Raw genomic sequence first — 25,941 nt, forward strand, 5'->3', positions numbered from 1 at the left:
CTGCGAAGGTGGTCTCCTGCGCTTCCGGCTCCGTTCCGGTCTCAGACGCCGCCATTGCTGGGTCGGGCCTGAGCCCGACTCTCCACGGGTCGAGAATTGTGCGCAATCGGAATAATTGTCATGATATTATTTTCCCAATTGACATGATTTGGCGCGTTCCGCATCGTTAGGGGCACAGGCTTCTCCAGCACGGGGAAATTCATTTGTCCGCACCCATCATCAAGGTCGATGCCATTTCGAAGAGCTTTGGTGCCTTCAAGGTGCTGGACGGCCTGTCGATGCAGGTCATGCCGCGCGAGAAGCTGGCGCTGATCGGCCCGTCGGGCTCAGGCAAGACGACGATCCTGCGTATCCTGATGACGCTGGAGCGCATCGACGGCGGCCACATCCAGATCGATGGCGAGCAGCTTTACCATATGGAGCGCAACGGCCAGTTGTTGCCGGCCGACGAGCGGCATCTGGCAAAAATGCGCCAGAAGATCGGCATGGTCTTCCAGCTGTTCAACCTGTTTCCGCACAAGAGCGTCATCGACAATGTCACGCTGGCGCCGATGCTGACTAAGGGCACGCCGCGCGCCGCCGCCCAAAAACGCGCGATGGAACTGCTCGACATGGTCGGCATGGCCGACAAGGCCAAGGCGATGCCGGCGCAACTGTCCGGCGGCCAGAAGCAGCGTGTGGCGATTGCCAGGGCGCTCGCCTTGCAGCCGAAGATCATGCTGTTTGACGAGGTGACGTCGGCGCTCGACCCGGAACTGGTCGAGGAGGTGCTCAACGTCTTGTGGCGGCTCTGCGCCGAGACCGACATGACCATGCTGCTGGTTACCCATGAGATGGGTTTCGCCCACGACTTCGCCGACCGGGTGCTGTTCTTCGATCGCGGCAAGATCGTTGAAGAAGGCAAGCCCGACGAGATTTTCCGCCGTCCCAAGCAGGAGCGCACGCAAGGCTTCCTGAAGAAGATCATCGCGGCCGGACACCGCGTCTGACCGCCATGCGGGCGTGCGAACCGCCCACAAGCAAACCAAGAAGAGCAACAAGGAGTTGGGAACAATGAAGAAACTTGGCATTCTGGCCGGCATCGCCGGCTTCGCAATTATGGCAGTGCTCGCGACCTCAAGCGTGGGCTCGGCCGCGGACAAGAAGCTCGAACAGCTCAAGGCGCAGGGTTTCGCCCGCGTCGCCATCGCCAACGAACCGCCCTATACGGCGGTCGCCGCCGACGGCAAGGTTTCGGGCGCGGCGCCCGACGTGGCGCGCGAGATTTTCAAGCGTCTCGGAGTGGCCGATATCGTCGCTTCGATCTCTGAGTATGGCGCGATGATCCCCGGCCTGCAGGCCGGCCGCTTCGATGTCGTCACCGCCGGTCTGTTCATGAAGCCGGAGCGTTGCGCGGCGGTCGCCTATTCCGAGCCGGTTCTGTGCGACGCCGAGGCGATGCTGGTGAAGAAGGGCAATCCCAAGCACTTCAAGAGCTACGAGGACGTCGCCAAGGACACTGCCGCCACGATCGGCGCGCCGGGCGGCGGCACCGAGGAGAAGCTGGCGCTCAACGCCGGCGTGCCGCGTGAACGTGTCATCGTCGTGCCGGATGGCCAGAGCGGCCTGAAGATGGTGCAGGACGGCCGCATCGACGCCTATTCGCTGCCGGTCCTGTCGATCAATGATCTGATGAAGAAAGCCAACGATCCGAGCCTCGAAGTCATCGCGCCGGTGCAGGGCGCCCCGGTCTACTGCGACGGCGCCGCCTTCAAGAAGGGCGACGAGGCGCTGCGTGACGCCTACGATGTCGAACTGGCCAAGATGAAGAAGTCGGGCGAGTTCGCCAAGATCATCGAGCCCTACGGCTTCTCGGCGGCTGCCGCGATGTCGACGACGCGCGAAAAGCTCTGCTCGGCGAAGTAGAGCGCTCTTCTTCCTTCTCCCCGTTCACGGGGAGAAGGTGTCACGAAGTGACGGATGAGGGGCGGCGCTAGGTTTGGAGAAGCTAGCGCTGCCCCTCATCTGCCTGCCGGCATCTTCTCCCCGTTCAACGGGGAGAAGGAACTCGAATCGCAAACGTTGGAACTTCTAATCGATGACCCAATGGTCCGGCTATTTCGGCCTTATATTGCAGGGAGCGCTTGTCACCATCGAGCTGACGCTGATGGGGTCGGTGCTTGCCCTGGTCATGGCCTTTGTTGCCGGGATGGGGCGGCTGTCGCGCTTCTTTCTGCTGCGCGCGCTCGCCACAGCCTATATCGAATTCTTCCGCGGCACCTCGATCTTCGTGCAGCTGTTCTTCGCCTATTTCGTGCTGCCGCTATTGGGCCTGGAACTGACCCCGCTGCAGGCCGGCGTGCTGGCGCTGGGCCTGAATGTCGGCGCCTACGCCGCCGAAGTGGTGCGCGGCGCCGTGCAGTCGATCGGCCGCGAACAGCACGAGGCCTGCATCGCGCTCAACCTTGGCCGCTGGCAAGGCCTGCGCCATGTCATCCTGCCGCAGGCGTTTCTGGTGATGCTGCCGACCTTCGGCAACAACGCCATCGAACTGCTCAAGGCCACATCCGTCGTCTCACTGATCTCGCTCGCCGACCTCACATTCCAGGCGCAGGTGGTGCGAGCCCAGACCGGTAACACCATGGTGCCGTTCACCACCATCCTCATTCTCTATTTCATCCTTGCGCTGCTCATTTCGTGGGGTGTGCGCTCGCTGGAGCGCCACCTGGCGCGCGGCCTCGACGGGGTGCGCGTCTGATGACCGGAACTCGCTGATGGCCAAGGTTCGCTGATGGATTGGGATTGGGATTTTGTCCGGCAGATCCTGCCGACGCTGATCCAGGGGGTGAAGATCACCATCCTGGCGACGCTGCTCGGCTCGGTACTGGCGGCGATCGTCGGTCTGGGCATCGCGCTGGCGCGCCGCTCGCCCAACAAGGCGGTATCGCGCTCCGTCGGTTGGGCGGCCGAATTCGTCCGTGGCACGCCGCTGCTGGTGCAGCTCTATTTCATCTTCTACGTGCTGCCAGACGTCGGTATTCTTCTGCCGCCGTTGGTCGCCGGTGTCATCGGGCTCGGGCTGCACTACGGCACCTATACGGCGGAGGTCTATCGCGCCGGCATCGACAATGTGCCGCGCGGCCAGTGGGAGGCCGCCAAGGCGTGCAACCTCAGCGCCAGGCAGACCTGGTCCCACATCATTATCCCGCAAGCCATTCCGCCGATGATCCCGGCGCTGGCCAACTATTTCATCGCCATGTTCAAGGAGACGCCGCTGCTGTCGGCAATCACCGTGCTAGAACTGATGAACCAGGCCAAAAGCGTCGCCAACACCTATTATCGCTACCTGGAGCCGATCACGTTGGTGGGCGCCTTCTTCCTCGCCATCAGCCTCTGTTCTGTCGTGCTGTTGCGCTGGCTGGAACGCCGTTACGGCAAGATCGAGAGATAACGTATGAAGCCCTTGCCCGAGATCAAGGTCCACCCCGACCGGCCGGCGCTCGATGACCGCCCGCTGGCGAAGCGTGTCGGCCTGATCATCCTGGCCACCGACCACACGACCGAGCCGGACTTTCGCCGCATGGTGGCGAGCGAACGGATCGGCGTCTATGTCGCGCGCATTCCCTATGCCAATCCGACGACGCCTCGGAACCTTCGCAAGATGCAGCCGGCGCTGACGGCGGGCGCGGCCTTGATCCTGCCCGACGAGCCGCTCGACGCCATCTGCTACTCCTGCACTTCGGCATCGGTGGTGATCGGCGATGCCGAGATCGAGGCGGCGATCCAGGCGGCCAAGCCCGGCATTCCCGTCGTAACCCCGCCCATGGCCGGCGTGCGCGGGCTGAACGCCTTCGGCGTGCGCCGGATCAGCATTCTCACCCCCTACACGGTTGAAACTTCCAGGCCGATGGCAACCTATTTCGCCGAACGCGGTTTCGATATCGCCAGCTTCACCTGCCTGGGTTTCGAGGATGACCGCGAGATGGCACGCATTCCGCCGGCAGCCCTTGTCGACCTCGCGCGCCAGGCGACCCATCCACAGGCCGAAGCCTTGTTTGTGTCCTGCACGGCGCTGCGGAGCGCGCTCGCGGTCGCCAGTATGGAAGAGGCGATCGGCCGTCCAGTGGTGACCAGCAACCAGGCGACGGCATGGAATTGTTTACGGTTGTGCGGGGACGAGACGCCACATCCGGAGTTCGGCCGTCTGATGACGTTGTCGCTGGGACGGTAAGATTATGTTCTGCGTGCAAGAGCGTCTCCCTCTGACCTGCTGGCCACCTCCCCCTCGAGGGGGGAGATTCCCTGCCGCTGCGCTTTGGCTGCTTGTGGATGCTATAGAAACGGCGGTGCCGCATGAGCTGCCGATCTCCCCCCTTGAGGGGGAGATGGCCGGCAGGCCAGAGGGGGTCGCCCGATGACGCGCGCCATCGACCTTTCGGACATCCGAGCCGCCCGCGAACGTATCGCCGGCAAGATCGAACGAACGCCAACCGTGCTGTCCGAAGCTCTGTCGGAACGGTTGGGTATTCCCGTTCACCTCAAGCTCGAACATCGCCAGATCACCGGCAGCTTCAAACTGCGTGGCGCTTCGAACGCGGTAGCCTCGCTGAGCGTGCAGGAGAAGGCACGTGGCGTGGTCGCGGCCTCCACCGGCAACCACGGCCGAGCGCTTGCCCATGCGGCGAAACTCGAGGGAACGCGCGCGGTGATCTGCATGTCGCGGCTGGTGCCTCAGAACAAGCTCGATGCCATCCGCCGGCTTGGCGCTGAAATCCGTATCGTCGGCAACAGCCAGGACGACGCGCAGCAGGAGGTCGAGCGGCTGGTGGCGGAGGAGGGCCTCGTCATGCTGCCGCCCTTCGACCATCCAGCCATCATTGCTGGCCAGGGTACCCTCGGACTGGAGATGATCGAGCAGGTTCCCGACGCCGCGCTGGTGCTGGTGCAACTGTCGGGCGGTGGGCTCGCCTCGGGCGTAGCGGCGGCGATCAAGGGCGTCAGCCCCGGGACCAGGGTCGTCGGCGTGTCGATGGCGCGGGGTGCTGCGATGAAGGCGAGCCTCGATGCCGGCCGGCCCGTGCTGGTCGAGGAGTTGCCGACGCTGGCGGACTCGCTCGGCGGCGGCATCGGCCTCGACAACCAACTGACCTTCGCCATGTGCCGCGACCTGCTCGACGATATCGTCCTGCTTTCCGAGGAGGAAATCGCCGCCGGCATCCGCCATGCCTATGAGCAGGAGCGCGAGATCGTCGAAGGCGCCGGCGCCGTCGGCATCGCGGCACTGCTCGCCGGTAAGGTCAGCGCGAGCGGACCGATGGTGGTTCTGCTTTCGGGGCGCAACATCGATATGGAACTGCACAAGAAGATCGTTTGCGGAGAGAAGCCCTCATTTGCGGAGCGCGCCGCATGAACCGGATGACAATCCTGACCGAAGCGGAACTGCGTAAGATCGTGACGCTCGATCTTGATGCCGTCGCCTGCGTCGAGAATGCTTTTCGCGCGCTAGCCACTTTGCCGGTGGCGATGCCGCCGATCCTGCGGCTCGACATCCCTGAACATCACGGCGAGGTCGATGTGAAGACCGCCTATGTGCCTGGCGTCGACGGCTTCGCCATCAAGATCAGTCCCGGATTCTTCGACAATCCGAAACTCGGCCTGCCCAGCGTCAATGGCATGATGGTGCTTTTGTCGGCAAAGACAGGTCTGGTCGAGGCGCTGCTGCTCGACAATGGCTATCTCACCGATATCCGCACCGCCGCCGCGGGCGCGGTCGCGGCCAAGCATCTATCGCGGCCGGATTCGTCCGTCGCCGCGATCTTCGGCGCCGGCGTGCAAGCCGGATTGCAGCTCGAAGCGCTCCGCCTCGTGCGGCCAATCACAGAGGCACGCATCTGGGCCCGCGATGCCGCCAAGGCTGAGCTGACTGCGGGCGCCCTGCGTGAGAAGCTCGGCATCGCCGTGCGCGCCGAACCCAGTGCCGCGGAGGCCGTGGTTGGGGCCGACATCATCGTCACCACGACGCCGTCGACCGAGCCTCTGATCAAGGCCGGCTTCATCTCTGCCGGCCAGCACATCACCGCCATGGGCTCGGACGCCGAACACAAGAACGAGATCGCCCCTGCGATCCTGCGCATGGCTGATCTCTACGTCGCCGACAGTGCTCGCCAGACACGGCGGCTGGGCGAACTGCATCATGCCATCGCCGCAGGAATCATGGCCGCCGAGGACGAGGTGGCCGAATTGGGCCAGATCATCGCTGGCGAGAGACACGGACGGCGCTCGGCCAGCGACATCACCATTGCCGATCTCACCGGCACCGGCGTGCAGGATACGGCGATTGCCACGCTCGCCCGCGACCGGGCGCTGGCCGCGAAATCCGGAACCATTTTTGAAAGCTGATGCCGGCCAAAGCGTGATCCGGAAAAGTGGGAACCGGCTTTCACGCGCAAAGAAGAACCAGACGACGAGCCGGATTCAGCGAAGTTGAACAGGCTCCAGCCCAACAAACGAGGACCCAAAAAAATGCAGCCAAACCTGAAATTTTCGCGCGGCGAATATGCGGATCGCCTCGCCAAGACGCGCAAAGCCATGGAAGCCAAGGGTGTCGATCTCCTGATCGTCAGCGATCCCTCCAACATGGCCTGGCTGACCGGTTACGACGGCTGGTCGTTCTACGTGCACCAGGCGGTCATCGTGCCGCCATCGGGCGAGCCGGTCTGGTACGGCCGTGGCCAGGACGCCAATGGCGCCAAGCGCACCGCCTATCTCGCGCATGACAACATCGTCGGCTATGCCGACCACTATGTGCAGTCGACCGAGCGCCACCCCATGGACTTCCTGTCCAGCGTGCTGACCGATCGCGGCTGGGGCAAGCTGACCATCGGCGTCGAGATGGACAATTACTGGTTCTCCGCCGCTGCGTTCGCCGCCTTGCAGAAGCATCTGCCCAACGCCCGCTTCGTCGATGCCACGGCCCTGGTCAACTGGCAGCGCGCGCTGAAGAGCCCGACCGAGATCGACTACATGCGCAAGGCCGCCCGCATCGTCGAGGCGATGCATCAGCGCATCGTCGACAGGATTGAAGTCGGCATGCGCAAATGTGATCTCGTCGCCGAGATCTACGATGCCGGCACGCGCGGCGTCGACGGCATCGGCGGCGACTATCCGGCGATCGTGCCGCTGCTGCCGTCGGGCGTCGATGCTTCGGCGCCGCATTTGACCTGGGATGACCAGCCGATGAAGTCGGGCGAGGGCACGTTCTTCGAGATTGCTGGCTGCTACAACAGGTACCACTGTCCGCTGTCGCGCACCGTCTTCCTCGGCAAGCCGACGCAGGAATTCCTCGATGCCGAGAAGGCGACGCTTGAAGGCATGGATGCGGGGTTGGCGGCGGCAAAACCCGGCAACACATGCGAGGACATCGCCAATGCCTTCTTCGCCGTCCTGAAGAAGTACGGCATCATTAAGGACAACCGCACCGGCTACTCGATCGGCCTGTCCTATCCGCCGGATTGGGGCGAGCGCACGATGAGCCTGCGCCCCGGCGACCGCACCGAACTCAAGCCCGGCATGACCTTCCATTTCATGACCGGCCTGTGGCTGGAGACGATGGGTCTTGAGATCACCGAATCCATCCTGATCACCGAAACGGGTGTGGAATGCCTGGCCAATGTGCCGCGCAAGCTGGTGGTGAAGAATTGAACCCGATGTCCAGCCTCCGTCCGTCGCCTATCGCGCCGACCGTCGATTTCGATCGTGACGGCGTCCAGCATGGTTTCCTGCGCCTGCCCTACAGCCGCGACGATTCGGCCTGGGGCTCGGTGATGATCCCGATCTGCGTCATCCGCAACGGCAAGGGACCGGCGGCGCTGCTGACCGGTGGCAACCATGGCGACGAGTATGAGGGCCCGCTGGCGCTCTACGGACTCGCCCGCACACTCGACCCCAAGGACGTCTCCGGCACGGTGATCATCGTGCCGGCGATGAACTATCCGGCCTTTCGTGCCGGCACGCGCACGTCGCCGATCGACAAGGGCAACATGAACCGCAGCTTTCCCGGCCGGCCCGATGGCACGGTGACCGAGAAGATCGCCGACTATTTCCAACGCGAGTTGCTCCCCCGCGCCGACATCGTCTTCGATTTCCATTCCGGCGGCAGGACCTTGGATTTCGTGCCTTTCTGCGCCGCGCACACGCTGCCGGACAAGGTGCAGGAAGAAAAGGCCTTCGCCGCAGTCGAAGCCTTCTCGGCACCTTTCTCGATGCGCATGACCGAGATCGATGCGGTCGGCATGTACGACACCGCGGCCGAGGACATGGGCAAGGTCTTCGTCACCACCGAACTTGGCGGCGGGGGGACATCGCGTGCCGAAACCGTGCGCATCGCGCGGCGTGGCATCCTCAATGTGCTTCGCCATGCAGGCATTGTTGATGGCGCGGTGGAGAAGACCAGAACACAGTGGCTCGACATGCCCTCGGGCGATTGCTTCGCCTTCGCCGAGGACGACGGCATGATCGAAACCATGGTCGATCTCGGCGAAGCCGTCGAGGAAGGCGCGGTGCTGGCGCGCATCCATTCCGTTGGCCGCACCGGCATTGCCCCACAGGAAATCCGGGCAAAAATGTCTGGCTTGCTGGCGGCGCGGCATTTTCCCGGGCTGGTCAAAGCGGGTGACTGCGCCGCGGTGATGGCCGTGAAGGTAGGCTGAGCACGAGCGCCTGTGTGCTCGGCTCTGGCCCGAGCGGAGCGAGCCCGATGCGACCGGCTCGCAAATGGAGCATCGCGAACTGCTGGCCGCCTGCCGCGAGCGCGACGGCAGGAAAGCCGCGAGCGTTCTGCGGCAGTATCTGCGCGAAGGGAGCGAGACGCTCGTCAACGCGATAGAGGGCGGTGGCTTGTCGCGAAAACCCTAACCTCGACTGACAAATAGAGTGCCGATCGATACCGGCCACGTCGGGCGCGGTTGCGTCTATGCGAGTTCACTGCCACATATTGCAACGTCAATGCTCGACAAGAGGATCGCCATGTCTCCCGTCAGCCGCCTGCCGGTGCGCGCCCTTGCCCCGCGCCGCCATGACGAAATCCTGCGGCGGCTGAGCGCCCAAGGCTCCGTCAGTGTCGCCGAACTGGCCGGGTTCTTCGAGGTCTCGCGCGAAACCATCCGCCGCGATCTGAAGCTGCTTTCGGAGCAGGGCAGGCTCGGCATCGTGCATGGCGGTGCCGCCCGCTTCGAACCGAGCGAACCGGCGATGAGCCTGCGCAGCCAGGAAAATGCCCATGGCAAGGCGGCGATCGGCAGGGCTGCCGCCGGTCTGGTCAGGGATGGCATGGTGGTCTTTCTCGATTCCGGCACCACCACCTTGGCCGTCGCGCATGCCATGACCGAACTGCGCGATCTCACCATCTGCACGGCAAGCCTGAAGATAGCGCTGCATCTGTGCCATGTGCCGGGCATGCGCGTGCATATGCTGGGCGGCGAGATCGATCCGGGCGAGGAGGCGGCTTCCGGCATCGACACGCTTGATGCAATGGCCCGCTTTCGCGTCGACATCGCCTTTCTCGGTGGTGGTGCCCTGTCGCCGGAAGGCGACGTGACGGACTTCACCCGTGCCGGCGCCGAGCAGCGCGGCCGTATGATCGCGCTCGCCGGCAAGGCCTATTTCGTGCTCGACAGCAGCAAGTTCGGCAAGCTGACACCGCTCAGGATTCCGAATTTCGAACGGGCCGCCGGCGTGATCGTCGACGCCAATCCCGAACCAGCGCTTGCGGAAGCGCTTTCGCAAAAGGGGCCAGAACTCATCGTTGCTTTATGTGATAATTTGTGAGATTTTGAGTTGATATTTGGCATTGCTATGTTAGTATCCCGGCCATCCCTCCAATGGCGGAACGCTCATGGCACATGAATTTCCCATCCACGCTCGCGTTGTCATCGTCGGCGGCGGCATCATTGGCTGCTCGGTCGCCTATCATCTGACAAAACTCGGCTGGACCGATGTTGTCCTGCTCGAGCAGGGACAACTCAGCGGCGGCACCACCTGGCATGCCGCCGGTCTTGTCGGTCAGTTGCGCAGCCACTCCAACATGACGAGCCTGATCAGATACTCCACCCAGCTTTACAGCGAACTGGAGGCCGAGACCGGTCTCGCCACCGGCTGGAAGAACTGCGGTTCGCTGTCGGTTGCGCGCACCGCGGATCGCATGACGGTGCTGAAGCGCACGGCAGCGTCGGCGCGCGCTCAGGGCGTGGAGATCGACGTTATCTCGCCGAGCGAGGCTGGCGATCTGTGGCCTGTCATGGCGATTGACGATCTGGTCGGTGCCGTCTGGTTGCCAGGGGATGGCAAAGCCAATCCGACTGATCTGACGCAGTCGCTGGCCAAGGGCGCGCGCAATCGCGGCGCGAAAATCCTCGAGCGGGTCAAGGTGTCAGGCATCCGCGTCAGGAACGGCGTCGCCTGCGGTGTCGAGACTGACCACGGCAGCATCGCCGCCGAGATCGTCGTCAACTGCGCCGGCCAGTGGGCGCGCAAGGTCGGGCTGATGTGCGGTGTTTCTGTGCCGCTGCATTCGGCCGAGCACATGTATATCGTCACCGGCAGGATCGAGGGCGTGCATCCTGACCTGCCTGTCATGCGCGATCCCGACGGCTTCATCTATTTCAAGGAAGAGGTCGGCGGCCTGGTCATGGGAGGTTTCGAGCCGCATGCCAAGCCCTGGGGCATGAACGGCATCCCCGAAAATTTCGAATTCGCGCTGCTGCCCGACGATTGGGACCAGTTCGAGATCCTGATGGAAAACGCGCTGGTCCGCGTGCCGCAGCTGGCGCATGCCGAGGTCAAGAAATTCTACAACGGTCCCGAAAGCTTCACGCCGGACAACAATTTCATCCTTGGCGAGGCGCCGGAACTGAAGAATTTCTATGTCGGCGCTGGATTCAATTCGATGGGCATCGCCAGCGCCGGCGGCGCGGGCAGGGCGCTGGCCGAATGGATCGTCAACAGCGCACCGACCATGGATCTGTGGCCGGTCGATATCAGGCGCTTCGCTTCCTTCAACAACAACCCGCGCTGGCTGCATGACCGAGTCAAGGAGACGCTCGGCCTGCACTACGCCATGCCGTGGCCGAACCGTGAACTCGAGACCGCGCGGCCCTTCCGCCGCTCGCCGCTCTATGACCGGCTGGCCGCCAGGGGCGCCTGCTTCGGCTCCAAGATGGGTTGGGAGCGTGCCAACTGGTTCGCTGCTCCAGGAGAGAAGGCCGAGAACGATTACGCCTTCGGCCGCCAGAATTGGCATGAGGCGGTCCGCCGCGAGATGAAGGCGACACGCGAGGCCGTCGCCATCTTCGACCAGACGTCTTTCGCAAAACTGCTTGTCCAGGGCCGCGACGCTTGCGCCGTGCTGAACCGGATCTGCGCCGGCAATGTCGATGTACCTATAGGTACGTCGGTCTACACGGGCTTGCTCAACGCGCGTGGCGGCTATGAAAGCGACCTCACCGTGATGCGGCTGGATGCGGAGAAGTTCCTCATCGTCACAGGATCCGCGCAAGCGGTCCACGACGCTGACTGGATCGTCAGGAACATTCCGGCCGACGCCCATGCGATCCTGACCGACGTCACCTCGGCCTATGCCGTGCTGGCCGTGATGGGACCACACTCGCGCGATCTTCTCGGCAAACTGTCCTCGGCCGATCTCTCCAACGCGAGCTTTCCCTTCGCCGCCATCCGCGAGATCGATATCGGCCATGCCACCGCCCATGCCAACCGCATGACCTATGTCGGTGAACTCGGCTGGGAATTGATCGTGCCGACAGAATTCGCCGTTGGCGTCTACGAGGCGCTGCATGAGGCAGGGGGTGAATTCGGCTTGGCTGACGCCGGCTACTACGCGCTCGATGCCTTGCGCATCGAAAAGGGTTTTCGCGCCTGGGGCAGGGAATTGACGCCGGATATCAACCCTTGGCAGGCCGGGCTTGGCTTTGCCGTCGCTATCGACAAGCCGGGCGGCTTCATCGGCCGCGACGCGCTGGTCGAGGCAAGGTCTGCGGCGGCACCGGCCAAGCGCATCGTGCTGTTCACGCTCGACGATGCCGAGCCGATGCTGTGGGGCGGTGAGCTGATCCTGCGTGACGGCAAGCCGGTCGGCGAGGTTCGCTCGGCGGCCTATGGCCACACGCTGGGCCGCTCGGTCGCGCTCGGGCTGGTCGAAAACGAAGCCGGCGTCGACGCCCAATTCCTCAGCGGTGGCCGTTTCGAAATCGACCTCGCTGGCGTTCGCCATACGGCAACGGCGCACCTGCGCAGCCCCTACGATCCGAAATCAGAGCGGGTGAAGGCGGATAGGGTTGAGGTTCGCGCCGCCGCTTAATCCGCCGACATCGAGCGCGCCATGTCGAGAAAGGCGCGCACCAGCTTGCCGCCGCTGCGCTCGCGCAGGCAGATCAGCGCTTCGTCCATCAAGGTTTCGGGAGCGTCGATGGTGATCGGGACGAGCCGCGAATCCTGGCCGAATTCGGCCGCCGAGACAAAGCCGATGCCGGCGCCCGAGGCGACGATCTCGCGGACGGCCTCGCGGCCCTCGGCCTCGATCACCGGCCTCAGTTCGACCTTCGAGGCAGCAGCGAGGTCTTCGAGCTTCTGGCGGGTCTTCGAGCCGCGCTCGCGCATGACCAGCGATTCCTGCGCGAGCTGCTTGAGGGTCAGCGATTTCTTGCCGGACAGCGGGTGGTCGAGGGAGGTGAAGGCGATGATCGGCGTCGAGTTGAGCTTCAGCACTTCGAAGTCTCGCCCGGCCGGCACCTCGCCCAGCACGCCGATGTCGGCATCATAGCTGTAGAGACTGCTGATGACCGTCTCGGTGTTGCCGGCGCGCACCGAAACCTGGACGCCGGGATAACGGGCCCGGAAGCTGCCGAGGATATGAAGCAGGTGATGTGCGGCGTCCGCGACGATGCGCAGCGTGCCGGAACGCAGCGCGCGCGATTCGGTGAGCAGTTCCAGTGCCTGCTGTTCGGTGTCGAACATGCGGTGGGTTATCTCGAGCAGCTTCTGGCCCGAATGGGTCAGCGTGACCTGCTTCTTGTTCCGATTGAACAGCAGGACATCATATTCTTCCTCGAGCTTGCGCACCTGGTCGGAAATGGCCGGCTGGGTCAGGAACAGCGCTTCGGCCGCTCGCGAAAAGCCGCCCGAGATCGCCACTTGATGAAAGGCCCGCAACTGGACGTAGCGCATCTTTTCCGCCGTTCGAGGTCAGGAAGAGTGGATATCTTACCATAAGTCAGATTAACTAAAAGATAGAAATGAACGATTTGACTTATGTTCGGTCAAACTTAGCCTGAGTAAAGGTCGACGTCTCTGCCGGCCACGGACATTCCGGAGGCGTAGCCATGCAATTTTCCCTCATCCTGCTGCATCTGGCGGGTGCCGTCATACTGCTGCTCTGGGCCGTGCGCATGGTGCGCACCGGCGTCGAGCTGGCCTGCGGGCCTGCATTGCGCGATGCCCTGAGACAGGCTCGCGGTGCGCGGATCAAATCGGCGGGGGTCGGCACCGTGCTTGCCGTCCTGCTGCAAAGTTCCACGGCCGTCGCCATGCTGGCAGCTGGCTTTGCCGCAAGCGGTATGGTTTCGGTTTCGGCCGGGCTGGCAATCCTGCTTGGCGCCGATCTTGGCTCCGCCTTGGTCGTGCAGGTGCTCTCGTTCGACTTGAGCTGGCTCGTACCCGCGCTGATCCTGATCGGCGGCGCGATGTTCCTGATGTTCGAGGCGCGCGGCATCAAGCAAGGTGGGCGCATCCTGATGGGCATAGCGTTCGTTCTGTTGTCGCTGCACATGATCGGCGAGGCGACCGCGCCGATGCGCCAGAGCACGCTGCTGCCCTTGGTGATTTCCTATTTGCGCGCGGACTATTTCACGGCCTTTGCCGCCGCCGCCCTGTTCACGTGGCTGATCCATTCCAGCGTGGCGGCGATCCTGCTGTTCGTCACGCTCGCCGCGCAAGGCGTCTTGCCTGTCGAGGTCGGTCTGTTCTTCATCCTCGGCGCCAATTGCGGCGGTGCGCTGATCGCGGTGTGGCTGACGCGCGGCGAGCCCGTCGAGGCGCGCCGCATCCCCCTTGGCAATCTGATCTTCCGCGGCACGGCCGCGCTCGCCGCCCTGTTCGCCCTTCAGGAAATGGCGTTCCCGACACATCTTTTCGGTGCGACAGAAGGCCGGCAACTGGTCAACCTGCATCTCGCCTTCAATCTGGCTCTGGTCATCTGCTGCCTGCCCTTCGCTGGCCTGGTGGAAAGGCTGGTGACCTTGCTGGTCGGCGACAAGCCGCCGGCAAAGGACAGTACTGATCTGATGTCGCGTCGCGCCAGCGCGCTCGATCGCAGCGTCATGCGGACACCCCGTCTTGCGCTGGCCAGCGCGACCCGCGAGTTGCTGCGCATGGGTGAAGTCGTCGAGGTGATGCTGGGTCCGGTGATGGATTTCTTCGACGCCGGCACTGCCGATCAGATCCGTCAGGCGCGCAAGCTCGATGACGAGGTCAACCGCGCCCACACCGACATCAAGCTCTACATTGCCGAGGTCAATCGCGGCAGCATGACCGCGGCCGAGGCCCGCCGCGGCATCGAACTCACCGATTTCGCCATCAATCTCGAACGGGCCGGCGATATCGTCGCCAAGAACCTGCTCGTGCTTGCCGGGGAATTGCGGGACAAGAATCTGCGCTTTTCACGCGACGGCTGGGGCGAACTGGGCGGGCTTCACAGCCGTGTCATGGCCAACATGCAGCTTGCGCTCAACGTGTTGGTATCGGGCGACCTCGATTCGGCGCGGCAACTCGTGGTCGAGAAGGAGCGTATGCGCAAGCTGGAACGCATGAGCCATGATCGTCACCTCAAGCGCCTGCAATCGGGAATGCCGCAGAGCATCGACACCAGCGACATTCATCTGGAGGCGGTCAGGGCGCTGAAGGAAATCAACTCGCTGATGGCGTCGGTCGCCTATCCCCTGCTGACGCAAAGCGGCGATCTGCTTGAAAGCCGGCTGGCCACGCGCGCCGCGGACGCAATGGCGCCCGTGCCAGCCTGACAGAGATGGCAATTCTACCATCGTGGAAATCGATACTTCGATACAAAATAACGATTTTACAAATATGTCATTCCGGCCGAGAGTAAGGCCGCATCAAAAAGCAGCGACCTGTCGGAGGACACCCATGCTCGCCGAGACGAAATTTGCCGCGGAGCCGCTGGCCATGCCGGCGCTGGGCGAGCCCTATCTCTTGACCCCGGGCCCGCTCACCACGGCCTATTCGGTCAAGCAGGCCATGCTGCGCGACTGGGGATCGTGGGACGGCGACTTCCGCGCCATGACATCAGACATGCGCCGCCGCCTGCTGGCGCTGACCGGTGACGCGAAAGGCGAATTCGATTGCGTGCCGATGCAGGGCAGCGGCTCCTTCTGCGTCGAGGCGATGCTGGGCTCGTTCGTGCCGAAAGACGGCAAGGTTCTGGTGCTGGCCAACGGCGCCTACGGCCTGCGCGCCGCGCAGACCATGCAGTATCTCGGTCGTGCCTATACGCTGATCGACAAGGGCGACTATCTGCCGCCGCGCGGCGACGAGGTAGCGGCAGCCCTTGAAGCCGACCCCGCCATCACGCATGTAATCGCCATCCATTGCGAAACCAGCTCGGGCATCCTCAATCCGGTCGCCGAGATTGCCGAGGCCGTCCAAGCCAAGGGCCGCAAGCTGCTGGTCGATTCCATGAGCGCCTTCGGCGCGGTCGCGCTCGACGTCAACGAGATCCGCTACGAGGCGATGGTTTCCTCCGCCAACAAATGCATCGAGGGTGTGCCAGGCTTCGGCTTCATCATCGCCCGCAAAAGCGAACTTGAGGCCGCCAAGGGCCGCAGCCATTCGCTGTCGCTCGACGTCCACGCACAATGGGCACATATGAACAAGACCGGCCAGTGGCGCTACACGCCGCCGACGCATGTCGTCGCCGCTTTCCTCGAAGCGCTGCGCCAGCACGAAGCCGAAGGCGGCGTCGCCGGCCGTGGCGCCCGCTACACCAGGAACCGCGACGTCATGGTGGCCGGCATGCGCGAACTCGGTTTCGAGACCTTGCTGAAAGACCGTTGGCTGTCGCCGATCATCGTCACCTTCTTCAATCCGGCCCATGCCAACTTCGCCTTTGATCGCTTCTACGAGCTGATGAAGGACAAGGGCTTCATCATCTATCCGGGTAAGCTGACGGTCGTGGATTCCTTCCGCGTCGGCTGCATCGGCCAGATGGACGAACATGTCATGCGCCGCGTCGTCGAGACAGCGGCGGAGTCACTGAAGGAAATGGGCGTCGACACCGCCGCTCCACCCGCCGCGGCAATCGCCGAGCGTGCCAAACTCGCCGCCTGAAGCGGCAGGATTTCAAGGGATTTTCGATGAACCAGATGTCTCCCGTTAACGTCGCCGTCAACGGCCGCACCTACGCCTGGCCGCGCGTGCCCGCCATCGCCATTTGTCTCGATGGCTGCGAGCCGGCCTATCTCGACGAGGCTATTCATGCCGGGCTGATGCCGGCTTTGGTCAGGATCAAGCAGAAGGGCACGGTGCTCATGGCGCACTCGGTCATCCCGAGCTTCACCAACCCCAACAATCTCTCGATCGCCACCGGCCGGCCGCCGTCGGTGCATGGCATCTGCGGCAACTATCTCTACGAGCGTGAGACCGGCAAGGAAGTGATGATGAACGACCCGCGCTTCCTGCGCGCGCCGACCATCTTCCAGGCCTTCTACGACGCCGGCGCCAAGGTTGCCGTGGTGACCGCCAAGGACAAATTGCGCGCGCTGCTCGGCAAGGGGCTGGCTTTCGACGAAGGCCGTGCGCTGTGCTTCTCGGCGGAAAAGTCCGACACCACCACCAAGGCCGAGCACGGCATCGACAACGCCTCGAAGCACTTCGGCCTCCCGGTGCCGGAAGTCTATTCAGCTGAGCTGTCGGAATTCGTCTTCGCCGCAGGCGTCCAACTGCTGAAGGAATTCCGCCCTGACATCATGTACCTGACCACCACCGACTACGTGCAGCACAAATATGCGCCCGGCGTGCCACAGGCCAACGCCTTCTACGAGATGTTCGACAAGTACCTGACCGAACTCGATGCGCTGGGCGCGGCGATCGTCGTCACCGCCGACCATGGCATGAAGCCCAAGCACAAGGCGGACGGCTCGCCCGACGTCGTCTATGTCCAGGACCTGCTCGACGAATGGCTGGGAAAGGACGCCGCCCGCGTGATCCTGCCGATCACTGATCCCTATGTCGTGCACCACGGCGCGCTCGGCTCCTTCGCCACCGCCTATCTGCCTGATGGCGCGGACCAGGCCGACATCATGGCGCGTCTGGCCAAGGTCGACGGCATCATGCTGGTCGTCGACAGCCCGACGGCCTGCGAACGTTTCGAACTGCCGGCCGACCGCATCGGCGACATCGTGCTGATCTCGACCGAGAACAAGACCATTGGCACCAGCGAACACCGGCATGATCTCGCGGCCCTCAACGAACCGCTGCGCTCGCATGGCGGGCTGACCGAGCAGGAAGTGCCGTTCATCGTCAACCGCGTGCTGCCGGACCTGCCGAATGAGCCAACCTTGCGCAATTTCGACGCCTTCTACTACGCCACCATGGCGGCGGCCTCGGCGTAGGCTGAGCCAATGTCGACCCCCACTCCGCCTCGCTTCGCTCGGCACCTCTCCCCCGATCGACGGGGGAGAGGAAAGGCGCCAAGCCGATCCCGCCGCGCTTTGGTTGAGAAACAATGGGGCGCTGACGTTGCCAAACTTCCTCTCCCCCGTCGATCGGGGGAGAGGTGGCCCGGAGGGCCGGAGTGGGGGTCGACCCTGTGCCCCAACGCACCCAAAAATCTGCTGGAGCAGAGCCCATGACCAAACTCGAAACTTCCATCAAGGTGCGCCATGAACCGATGCGCATCGCGGGGCGCAAGGTCGATGCCGACGGCGTCGTTCCCGTCCACTACCCTTATACCAACGCTGTCATCGGCACTGTGCCGGCCGGTGGCGCCGAACACGCCCGCCAGGCCTTCGAAATCGCGGCTGGCTACAAATCGAAACTGACGCGTTACGAGCGCCAGCAGATCCTGTTCCGTACCGCCGAAGCGCTGGCATCGCGCAAGGAGGAAATCTCCGATCTCATCACGCTGGAACTCGGCATCTCCAAGACCGACTCGCTCTATGAAGTCGGCCGCGCCTATGACGTGTTCACGCTGTCGGCGCAGATGTGCATCCAGGACGACGGCCAGATCTTCTCCTGCGATCTCACACCGCATGGCAAGGCACGCAAGATTTTCACCACGCGTGAGCCGCTGAAGGCGATCTCGGCGATCACGCCGTTCAACCATCCGCTCAACATGGTCTCGCACAAGGTGGCACCGGCGATCGCCACCAACAATTGCGTGGTGGTGAAACCGACCGAACTGACGCCGATGACGGCGCTGCTGCTCGCCGACATCCTCTACGAAGCCGGCCTGCCGCCGGAAATGCTCTCGGTGGTGACCGGCTGGCCGGCCGACATCGGCAACGAAATGATCACCAACGAGAACATCGACCTGATCACATTTACTGGCGGTGTGCCGGTCGGCAAGATGATCGCCCGCACCGCCGGCTACAAGCGCCAGGTGCTGGAACTCGGCGGCAACGATCCCCTGATCATCCTCAACGATCTCTCCGACGACGATCTGGCCAAGGCCGCCGATCTCGCCGTCGCGGGTGCAACCAAGAACTCCGGCCAGCGCTGCACGGCGGTCAAGCGCATCCTCGTCCAGGAAAGCGTCGCTGACCGTTTGGTGCCGATGGTGCTGGAGCGAGCGAAGAAGATCCGCTTCGGCGATCCGATGGATCGCGCGACCGATCTCGGCACCGTTGTGCACGAGAAGGCGGCGGCTTTGTTCGAAGCCCGCGTTCACATGGCCGCCGAGCAGGGCGCGGAAATCCTCTACAACCCCGGCCGCCAGGGTGCGCTGCTGCCGCCGATCGTCGTCGATCGTGTGCCGCACACATCCGAACTGGTGATGGAAGAGACCTTCGGGCCGATCATCCCCATCGTGCGCGCGCCGGACGATGACGAGGCGCTGATCGCGTTGTCCAACTCAACCGCCTTCGGCCTGTCGTCGGGCGTCTGCACCAATTCCTTTCCCCGCATGCAGAGGTACATCGCCGGCCTGCAGGTCGGCACGGTCAACATCTGGGAAGTGCCGGGTTACCGCATCGAGATGTCGCCATTTGGCGGTATCAAGGATTCGGGCAATGGCTACAAGGAAGGCGTCATCGAGGCGATGAAGAGCTATACCAATGTAAAGACGTTTTCGCTGCCCTGGTCCTGACCGGACCACACTGGCTGGCAGGACAAATCGAGGGGGCGTTTCGCGCTCCCTCATTCGCGTTTCGGAGAGGGTTATGGCCCCAATATCTGAGCTTGTGCATACCGAGGGCGATTCCAACACCACGGCGGCGCGCGGCCGCTGGGACGCCGGCCAGGATGATCCGCGTATCCGCGGCCTGCTCGACCGCGACGCGGCCGCTTTCATGCACCAGAGCCTGTCCAGTCCCTGCCTGTCGACGATCGCCAAGGCGGAAGGCATCTGGATCGAGGACATCGCCGGCCGGCGCTTGATGGATTTCCACGGCAACAGCGTGCATCACCTTGGTTACGGCCATCCCAGGCTGGTGGCGGCAATCAAGAAGCAGCTCGACGAGCTCTGCTTTGCGCCGCGCCGCTTCACTTGCGAGCCCGCGGTCGAACTGGCCGAGAAATTGGCGGCACTTGCACCCGGCGACCTCGGCAAGGTGCTGTTCACCACGGGCGGCTCGGATGCAATCGAGGTGGCGCTGAAGATCGCACGAGCCGCGACTGGCCGCTTCAAGACGGTGTCGTTCTGGGACGCCTTCCATGGCGCTGGCTTCGGCGCCGCCAGCGTCGGCGGCGAGGCGACCTTCCGTTCCCATATCGCCGGCCCGATGATGACCGGCACCGAGCATGTCGCGCCCTGGGACGGCTATCGCTGCCCCTACGGCCACGATTCACTGGAAGCATCCGGGCTCGCTTGCGCCAACATGATCGCCTACGTGCTCGGCCGCGAGCAGGACGTGGCGGCGGTCGTCGCCGAGCCGATGCGGGCGACGCCAAACCCGCCGCCGCCTGGTTTCTGGAAGCGGGTGCGCGAGGCCTGCGACCGGCACGGCACGCTGCTGATCTTCGACGAGATCCCGACCGGGCTCGGCAAGACGGGAAAATTCTTCGCCCACGACCATGATGGCGTGACGCCCGACATCGTCGTTCTCGGCAAATCGCTCGGCGGCGGCATCTTGCCGATCGCCGCCGTCATTGCCCGCCGCGACCTCGATGTCACGGGCGGCTTTGCCATTGGCCACTATACCCACGAGAAGAACCCGGTGACGACGCGCGCCGCGCTGACGACAATCGACATTATCCTGGAAGAAGGGCTAGTCGAGCGCTCGGCCGAACTCGGTCGGCACATGCTCGGACGCATGCAGGATCTGATGGCGCGCTCGCCTCATGTCGGCGACGTCAGGGGCAGGGGGCTGATGGGCGGCGTCGAACTCGTCCAGGACCGAGCCACGCGCCAGCCGGCACGTGAACTTGCGGAACGCGTCTTCTACACGTGCCTGGAGCAAGGGCTGAGCTTCAAAATCAGCCAGGGCAATGTGCTGACGCTCTCGCCGCCGCTGGTCATCTCGAAAGCCGATCTCGATCGCGCGCTCGATATCGTCGAGGCCGCGGTGCTGGCGGCCTGACCATGAAAGCCGTGCGCACCGACCAGGAACTCGAATGCCCCGGCATCGATGCCGGCTTGCGGGGGAGGGGCGTCGAACTGGTGACGCTGCCCGAAGGCATTCCCGAAGCCGATCTCATCAGCGCGGTCGCCGACGCCGACCTTCTGCTCATGTGCTACACACCGATAACCGCTGCGGTAATCGAGGCAGCTCCTAGATTGAAGGGCATCGTCAAATATGGCGTCGGCATCGATGCCATCGACGTCCCTGCCGCGATGCGGAGCGGCATCCCGGTCGTCAATGTGCCCGAATATGCCGAGGAAACCGTCGCCGAAGGCGCCTTCGCGCTGATGATCGCGCTTGCCAAGCGGCTGCCGGCCATTACGGCGGCGGTGTCGCGCGATGGCTGGGTCTGGCCCGGGCAGCGTTGGCTTGGGCGCGATATTTCCGGCGCCACGCTGGGCCTGGTCGGCTGCGGCAAGATCGGCCGCAGCATGGCGCGCATGGCCGGGCAAGGGTTTCACGCACGGGTTCTTGGTTTCGATCCCGGTGTCGATGCAGCGACGATGCACGCTGCCGGCATCGAGAAGGCCGACGATCTCCACACCATGCTACGGGCCTGCGACTTCCTTTCCATCCATTGTGTGCTGAACGACAAGACGCGTGGCCTGATCGGCAAGGCCGAACTCGATTGCATGAAAACTTCCGCCGTCATCGTCAACGTTTCTCGCGGCGCGCTGATCGATGAGGCGGCGCTCGTCGAGGCGATCCTCGCCGGGCGCATAGCCGGCGCCGGGCTCGACGTCTATTCGGTCGAGCCTTTGGCGAAGTCCGGCCATCCGATGAGCGCATTGTTCGGTCGCGACAATGTGATCCTCTTTCCGCATCTCACATTTTTCACGGCGCAAGCGATGCGCCGGCTTGAAGAGGACACGCTCGCCCGCTGCTTCGAAATCCTCGACGGGCGTCCGGTGACCATCCGCTCGTTCGATCCTCGTCTGCGGGCGCAGACGGCAGGCGTTTTATTCTCCTGATTTCCATCACCTTTTAACTTTCAGGACCCCTGCCTCGGGCCGATTCCGCGCCCCTAAAATGCGTCCACGACATGGATGCGACAGTTCTATGACAAATATCAGAGGAAGTTTGTCTGTCATAAAATAAATAGATTTTACTTATCGATCACCAATCCTCAGAGTTGTCATAACGACGACATCCAATCGGCTCAACGTCCGTCAGAGACCGAGCCGATTGGTCCTAGTGCATCGCAGAATGTGCCTTCAATCATAAAGGGGAACTGGTCATGAAATCACGAAACGCAACCATGGTCGCGGCCTTTGCCGCATTGCTCGCGTCGGCCGCTCTCGTCGGACCGGCACTCGCCGACGGCGTCGTCACCATCTATTCCGCCGATGGCCTGCATGACGGCAATGGCAGCTGGTACGAGACCGAATTCGCCGCCTTCACCAAGGCCACCGGCATCACCGTACAATATATCGAGGCAGGTTCGGGCGGCGTCGTCGAGCGCGTCGCCAAGGAGAAGTCGAACCCGCAGGCCGATGTTCTGGTGACCTTGCCGCCCTTCATCCAGCGCGCGGCCGCAGATGGCCTGCTGCAGGATTACAAGCCTGAGGCCGCATCCCAGATCGACGGCGGCACCGACAAGTACCGGCCGCTGGTCAACAACTATATGAACTTCATCTACAACAGCGCCGTGCTGTCGGAAGCGCCGAAGAGCTACAACGACCTGCTCGATCCGAAGTTCAAGGGCAAGATCCAGTATTCGACTCCCGGCCAGGCCGGCGACGGCACCGCCGTCATGCTGCAGATCATTCACGCCTTCGGCGGCGAGGATGCTGGCTTCGCCTTCATGAAGAAACTGCAGGACAACAATGTCGGCCCGTCCGCCTCCACCGGCAAGCTGACCGCGCTGGTCAACAAGGGCGAATTGCATGTCGCCAACGGCGATTTGCAGATGAACATGTCGCAGATGGCCGACAATCCCAACATCAAGGTGTTCTGGCCCGCTGGTCCGGACGGCACCCGCTCCACCTTCGCGCTGCCCTATGAAATCGGCCTGGTCACCGGTGCGCCGAACGCCGACAACGGCAAGAAGCTGATCGACTTCCTGCTATCCAAGGAAGCCCAGTCCACCGTAAGCTCGATTGCCATCGGTATGCCCGCCCGCAAGGACGTGAAGCCGTCCGACGCCAATTTCGCCAAGTTGCAGGAGGCGATGAAGGGCCTGACCATCTGGTCGCCGAACTGGGATGACGCGCTGGCCAAGCTTCCCGACTACGTCAAGAAGTGGAACGAAGCGACCGGAAGTTGATCCCCAAGGGAACCAGTCGGGAGAACAACGCCATGTCGGCCGTCGCCTTCACGGGTACCAGTGTCATGGATATCGACGCCGCGAAGGTTCGCGGCGCCGGTTCCAACGTCCACTTCGACAGGGTCAGCGTCGCTTATGGCGCGCATGTCGTGCTGCATCCGCTGACCCTGGACATCGCACCGGGCGAGATCCTGGCAATGATCGGTCCTTCCGGCTCAGGCAAGACAACTGCCTTGCGGGCCGTGGCCGGTTTCGTGCGGCCTGCAAGCGGCCGCATCCGTATCGGTGCCACCGACGTCACCGACCTGCCGCCTTACGAGCGTGGTCTCGGCATGGTGGTGCAGAACTACGCGCTGTTTCCGCATATGCGGGTCGAGGACAATGTTGCCTTCGGCCTCAGGGCACAAGGCGCCGACAAGGTGTTGATCGCCGAGCGGGTCAAGGATGCGCTCGGCACCGTCGGCATGTCGGCCTTTGCCAGGCGCTATCCGCGCGAGCTTTCGGGCGGTCAGCAGCAGCGTGTGGCGATCGCACGGGCACTGGCGGTGCGGCCGCGCGTACTCCTGCTCGACGAACCGCTCTCGGCGCTCGACGCGCAGATCCGCCGCAACATGGTCGAGGAGATCGCCCGCCTGCACCGCAGCCTGCCGGGCCTGACGATCCTCTACGTCACCCATGACCAGACCGAGGCGCTGACGCTTGCCGACAAGATCGCCATCATGCGCGACGGCAGGGTCTGTTCGCACGGACCGACGACGGAACTCTACCGTCGTCCGCCAAACCGTTTTACCGCCGAGTTCCTCGGCCGCGCCAACCTTCTGCCGGTGACGGTTGAAGAACCTGTCGGGTCGAAAGGCTTTGCCAAGGCAAGGCATGGCGATGCGCTGCTCACCGGCGCCGGTCGTGACGAGAAGGCCGGCGACAAGAGCCTGCTCTGCATCAGACCGCAGCATCTCAGCCTGACGGCCGACAGCGAGCACACCAATCGCATCGTCGGCACACTCAGGGAAGTGCACTGGCAGGGCGAACTGACCCATCTCGTGCTCGATGTCGAGGGCACGCCGGTGCGCGTCTCGGCAACGAAACTGCCCATGGCGTTGCCGGAGCCCGGCGCAAGGGTGCCGCTGTTCTTCGCACCTGCCGACACGTCGCTGCTTCCGGAAGACGCCGGTGTCTGAGGCTGTCGCCATCCGTGCGCCGGCGATCAGGAGAGAACCCGGCAAATTCGGGATCGTGCCGCCGGCGGCGCTGCTGGCGCTGCTGTTCTTCTATCCGCTGGCGCTGATTGCCCGGCAGGCCTTCCTTGACGACAGCGGTGTCGCCAACGTCGCCGAGATCGTCCGTGTCCTGCATTCGCGCTTCTTCCTCAACGCGCTGATCAACACGGTGACGATCTCGGTCGCCGCTACGGCCGGATGCCTGATCGTCGGGCTCGTGCTGGCATTGATCCTGGCCTTCGTGCCGTTTCCCGGCAGCGGCTTCATCGCCCGACTGATCGACACTTTCATCGCATTGCCAACCTTCCTGGTGACGCTGGCCTTCACCTTTCTTTACGGCTCCGCCGGCATGCTCAATTCGGGGCTGATGGAGGTCTTCTCGCTGCCGCTGCCGCCGGTCGATTTCCTTTATTCGACCTGGGGCGTGGTGCTGGCCGAAGTCACCGTCTACACGCCCTTCATCCTGCGGCCGCTGCTCGCCGCCTTCTCCCTGGTCGACCGCGGCCAGATCGAAGCGGCAAGCGTGCTTGGGGCGAGGCCTTTCCGCATCGTGCGCCAGGTCATCCTGCCGGCCGCGGTGCCCGCGCTCATCGCCGGCGGCAGCCTCTGCCTGCTGTTGACCGTCAACGAATTCGGCATCGTGTTGTTCATTGGCGCCAAGGGCGTCATCACGCTGCCGCTGCTGATCTACGGCAAGGCGATCCAGGAATCGGCCTATCAGGTCGCCTGCATCATCGCCGTGATCAACATTGCGCTGTCGCTCGGTCTTTTCGGCCTCTACCGCTTCGCCGCCGGCCGGTTGGGGGTCTAGCCATGCTGGTCTGGTCGCGCTCCGGTCGCGCTGTTCTATGGGTGCTCTTCGCGCTGATCTTCGGTGTGCTGTTCCTGGCGCCGCTGGCGGTCATCCTCTTGTCCAGCCTTGCCGACCAGTGGAATGGCGTGCTGCCCAATGGCTTGACGACGGAGCACTACGCCGACGTCGTCAAGGGCGCGGCCTGGAATTCGGTCAAGGCGAGCCTCATCACCGGCTTCCTGGCCAGCGCCTTGGCGCTGGTCAGCGGCACCTGGGCGGCCCTTTCGCTTCGCCTTCAGGGCGATGCCTTGAAGCGGCTGCTTGGCCTGTTGTTCTTTATCCCCAGCGCGGTGCCTTCGGTATCCGTCGGGCTTGGCCTGCTGGTTGCGTTCAGCCATCCGCCGCTTCTGCTCAACGGCACGGTGGCGATCGTGATGATCGCGCATTTCGTGCTGATCTCGGCTTTCACTTTCGGCAACGTCTCGGCCGGTTTGGCACGGCTTTCGCCCGATTTCGAACAGGTGGCGTCAAGCCTCGGCGCGCGGCCCGCATACCGGCTCTGGCATGTCACGCTGCCCTTGCTGGCCCCCTATCTGGTCGCCGCTTTCGGCCTGAGCTTCGCGCTGTCGATGGGTGAACTCGGCGCCACCGTCATGGTCTATCCGCCGGGCTGGGTGACGCTGCCGGTGTCGATCTTCAGCCTCACCGATCGTGGCGATATATTTGCAGGTGCGGCCCTGACGATGATCCTGGTGGTGGCGACCTTGGTGCTGCTGCTTGGGCTCGAGCGCATCACCGCGCGCGCCACTGGCTCGTAAATTCCGA

General features: G+C 63.6%; 23 protein-coding genes. 22 read left to right on the forward strand and 1 reads right to left on the reverse strand.

What is annotated here, in order from left to right; all coding sequences use genetic code 11:
- Nucleotides 1-203: 203 nt before the first annotated feature.
- The 12 genes from ehuA (at nucleotide 204) to FJW03_RS02315 (ending at nucleotide 12,349) form a co-directional block, all read left to right on the forward strand.
- A complete protein-coding gene (ehuA, locus tag FJW03_RS02260) occupies nucleotides 204-989 on the forward strand; it encodes an ectoine/hydroxyectoine ABC transporter ATP-binding protein EhuA (protein WP_281407631.1) in 786 nt (261 codons plus the stop codon).
- 109 nt (nucleotides 990-1,098) lie between these two features.
- A complete protein-coding gene (ehuB, locus tag FJW03_RS02265; protein WP_413466525.1) occupies nucleotides 1,099-1,905 on the forward strand; it encodes an ectoine/hydroxyectoine ABC transporter substrate-binding protein EhuB in 807 nt (268 codons plus the stop codon).
- 172 nt (nucleotides 1,906-2,077) lie between these two features.
- Nucleotides 2,078-2,737, forward strand: a complete 660-nt coding sequence (gene ehuC / locus FJW03_RS02270; RefSeq protein ID WP_140613373.1) for an ectoine/hydroxyectoine ABC transporter permease subunit EhuC — start codon at nucleotides 2,078-2,080, stop codon at nucleotides 2,735-2,737.
- A gap of 33 nt (nucleotides 2,738-2,770) precedes the next feature.
- Complete coding sequence (ehuD, locus tag FJW03_RS02275; protein WP_140613374.1) at nucleotides 2,771-3,430, forward strand: ectoine/hydroxyectoine ABC transporter permease subunit EhuD; 660 nt, start codon at nucleotides 2,771-2,773, stop codon at nucleotides 3,428-3,430.
- Nucleotides 3,431-3,433: 3 nt separating this feature from the next.
- Complete coding sequence (gene eutA, locus FJW03_RS02280) at nucleotides 3,434-4,210, forward strand: ectoine utilization protein EutA (RefSeq protein WP_140613375.1); 777 nt, start codon at nucleotides 3,434-3,436, stop codon at nucleotides 4,208-4,210.
- A gap of 183 nt (nucleotides 4,211-4,393) precedes the next feature.
- Nucleotides 4,394-5,389: a hydroxyectoine utilization dehydratase EutB gene (gene eutB / locus FJW03_RS02285; protein ID WP_140760408.1), complete on the forward strand. Its 996-nt coding sequence runs from the start codon at nucleotides 4,394-4,396 to the stop codon at nucleotides 5,387-5,389.
- The gene (gene eutC / locus FJW03_RS02290) at nucleotides 5,386-6,378 is read left to right on the forward strand and encodes an ectoine utilization protein EutC (protein ID WP_140607452.1); all 993 of its coding nucleotides are present in this window, start codon (nucleotides 5,386-5,388) and stop codon (nucleotides 6,376-6,378) included. The genes eutB and eutC overlap by 4 nt, the downstream gene beginning before the upstream one ends.
- Before the next feature lie 123 nt (nucleotides 6,379-6,501).
- Nucleotides 6,502-7,680: an ectoine hydrolase DoeA gene (gene doeA, locus FJW03_RS02295; RefSeq protein ID WP_140607451.1), complete on the forward strand. Its 1,179-nt coding sequence runs from the start codon at nucleotides 6,502-6,504 to the stop codon at nucleotides 7,678-7,680.
- 5 nt (nucleotides 7,681-7,685) lie between these two features.
- Nucleotides 7,686-8,687, forward strand: coding sequence for a N(2)-acetyl-L-2,4-diaminobutanoate deacetylase DoeB (gene doeB / locus FJW03_RS02300; protein ID WP_140760410.1), 1,002 nt, complete (start codon nucleotides 7,686-7,688; stop codon nucleotides 8,685-8,687).
- Between the two features lie 64 nt (nucleotides 8,688-8,751).
- Entirely contained in the window at nucleotides 8,752-8,892 is a 141-nt protein-coding gene (locus tag FJW03_RS02305; RefSeq protein ID WP_226890568.1) for a hypothetical protein, read from the forward strand.
- A 111-nt stretch (nucleotides 8,893-9,003) separates the two neighbouring features.
- The gene (locus FJW03_RS02310; RefSeq protein ID WP_140760412.1) at nucleotides 9,004-9,804 is read left to right on the forward strand and encodes a DeoR/GlpR family DNA-binding transcription regulator; all 801 of its coding nucleotides are present in this window, start codon (nucleotides 9,004-9,006) and stop codon (nucleotides 9,802-9,804) included.
- A 67-nt stretch (nucleotides 9,805-9,871) separates the two neighbouring features.
- Nucleotides 9,872-12,349 carry a GcvT family protein gene (locus FJW03_RS02315; RefSeq protein ID WP_140760414.1) on the forward strand — a complete coding sequence of 826 codons (2,478 nt, stop codon included), beginning with the start codon at nucleotides 9,872-9,874 and terminating at the stop codon, nucleotides 12,347-12,349.
- Here the strand turns inward: FJW03_RS02315 and FJW03_RS02320 are convergent.
- On the reverse strand, nucleotides 12,346-13,215 hold the full coding sequence (locus FJW03_RS02320; protein WP_140760416.1) for a LysR substrate-binding domain-containing protein: 870 nt from the start codon (nucleotides 13,213-13,215) through the stop codon (nucleotides 12,346-12,348). The two genes, FJW03_RS02315 and FJW03_RS02320, sit on opposite strands and share 4 nt — an antisense overlap.
- A 155-nt stretch (nucleotides 13,216-13,370) precedes the next feature.
- On the opposite strand from FJW03_RS02320, the gene FJW03_RS02325 reads away from it, so the two are divergent.
- From FJW03_RS02325 to FJW03_RS02370, 10 genes are all read left to right on the forward strand, one after another.
- Entirely contained in the window at nucleotides 13,371-15,065 is a 1,695-nt protein-coding gene (locus FJW03_RS02325) for a Na/Pi cotransporter family protein (RefSeq protein ID WP_140760419.1), read from the forward strand.
- A 124-nt stretch (nucleotides 15,066-15,189) separates the two neighbouring features.
- Nucleotides 15,190-16,389, forward strand: a complete 1,200-nt coding sequence (locus FJW03_RS02330) for a 2-aminoethylphosphonate--pyruvate transaminase (RefSeq protein WP_140760421.1) — start codon at nucleotides 15,190-15,192, stop codon at nucleotides 16,387-16,389.
- Between the two features lie 26 nt (nucleotides 16,390-16,415).
- Complete coding sequence (gene phnA / locus FJW03_RS02335) at nucleotides 16,416-17,672, forward strand: phosphonoacetate hydrolase (protein WP_140760423.1); 1,257 nt, start codon at nucleotides 16,416-16,418, stop codon at nucleotides 17,670-17,672.
- A 236-nt stretch (nucleotides 17,673-17,908) separates the two neighbouring features.
- Nucleotides 17,909-19,366 (forward strand): phosphonoacetaldehyde dehydrogenase, encoded by a 1,458-nt coding sequence (gene phnY / locus FJW03_RS02340; RefSeq protein ID WP_140760425.1) that lies wholly within the window; start codon nucleotides 17,909-17,911, stop codon nucleotides 19,364-19,366.
- A gap of 73 nt (nucleotides 19,367-19,439) precedes the next feature.
- Entirely contained in the window at nucleotides 19,440-20,798 is a 1,359-nt protein-coding gene (locus tag FJW03_RS02345; protein ID WP_140760427.1) for an aspartate aminotransferase family protein, read from the forward strand.
- 2 nt (nucleotides 20,799-20,800) lie between these two features.
- Nucleotides 20,801-21,811 carry an NAD(P)-dependent oxidoreductase gene (locus FJW03_RS02350; RefSeq protein WP_140760429.1) on the forward strand — a complete coding sequence of 337 codons (1,011 nt, stop codon included), beginning with the start codon at nucleotides 20,801-20,803 and terminating at the stop codon, nucleotides 21,809-21,811.
- Nucleotides 21,812-22,077: 266 nt separating this feature from the next.
- The gene (locus tag FJW03_RS02355) at nucleotides 22,078-23,106 is read left to right on the forward strand and encodes a 2-aminoethylphosphonate ABC transporter substrate-binding protein (protein ID WP_140607439.1); all 1,029 of its coding nucleotides are present in this window, start codon (nucleotides 22,078-22,080) and stop codon (nucleotides 23,104-23,106) included.
- A 32-nt stretch (nucleotides 23,107-23,138) separates the two neighbouring features.
- Entirely contained in the window at nucleotides 23,139-24,284 is a 1,146-nt protein-coding gene (locus tag FJW03_RS02360) for an ABC transporter ATP-binding protein (RefSeq protein WP_140760432.1), read from the forward strand.
- Nucleotides 24,277-25,134 (forward strand): 2-aminoethylphosphonate ABC transporter permease subunit, encoded by an 858-nt coding sequence (locus FJW03_RS02365; RefSeq protein WP_140760435.1) that lies wholly within the window; start codon nucleotides 24,277-24,279, stop codon nucleotides 25,132-25,134. Before FJW03_RS02360 ends, FJW03_RS02365 begins: the two co-directional genes overlap by 8 nt.
- 2 nt (nucleotides 25,135-25,136) lie before the next feature.
- Entirely contained in the window at nucleotides 25,137-25,934 is a 798-nt protein-coding gene (locus tag FJW03_RS02370) for an ABC transporter permease subunit (RefSeq protein ID WP_140760437.1), read from the forward strand.
- The last annotated feature ends 7 nt before the right edge of the window (nucleotides 25,935-25,941 follow it).

Origin of the sequence: Mesorhizobium sp. B4-1-4, from assembly GCF_006439395.2 — a bacterium.
Lineage (GTDB): Bacteria > Pseudomonadota > Alphaproteobacteria > Rhizobiales > Rhizobiaceae > Mesorhizobium.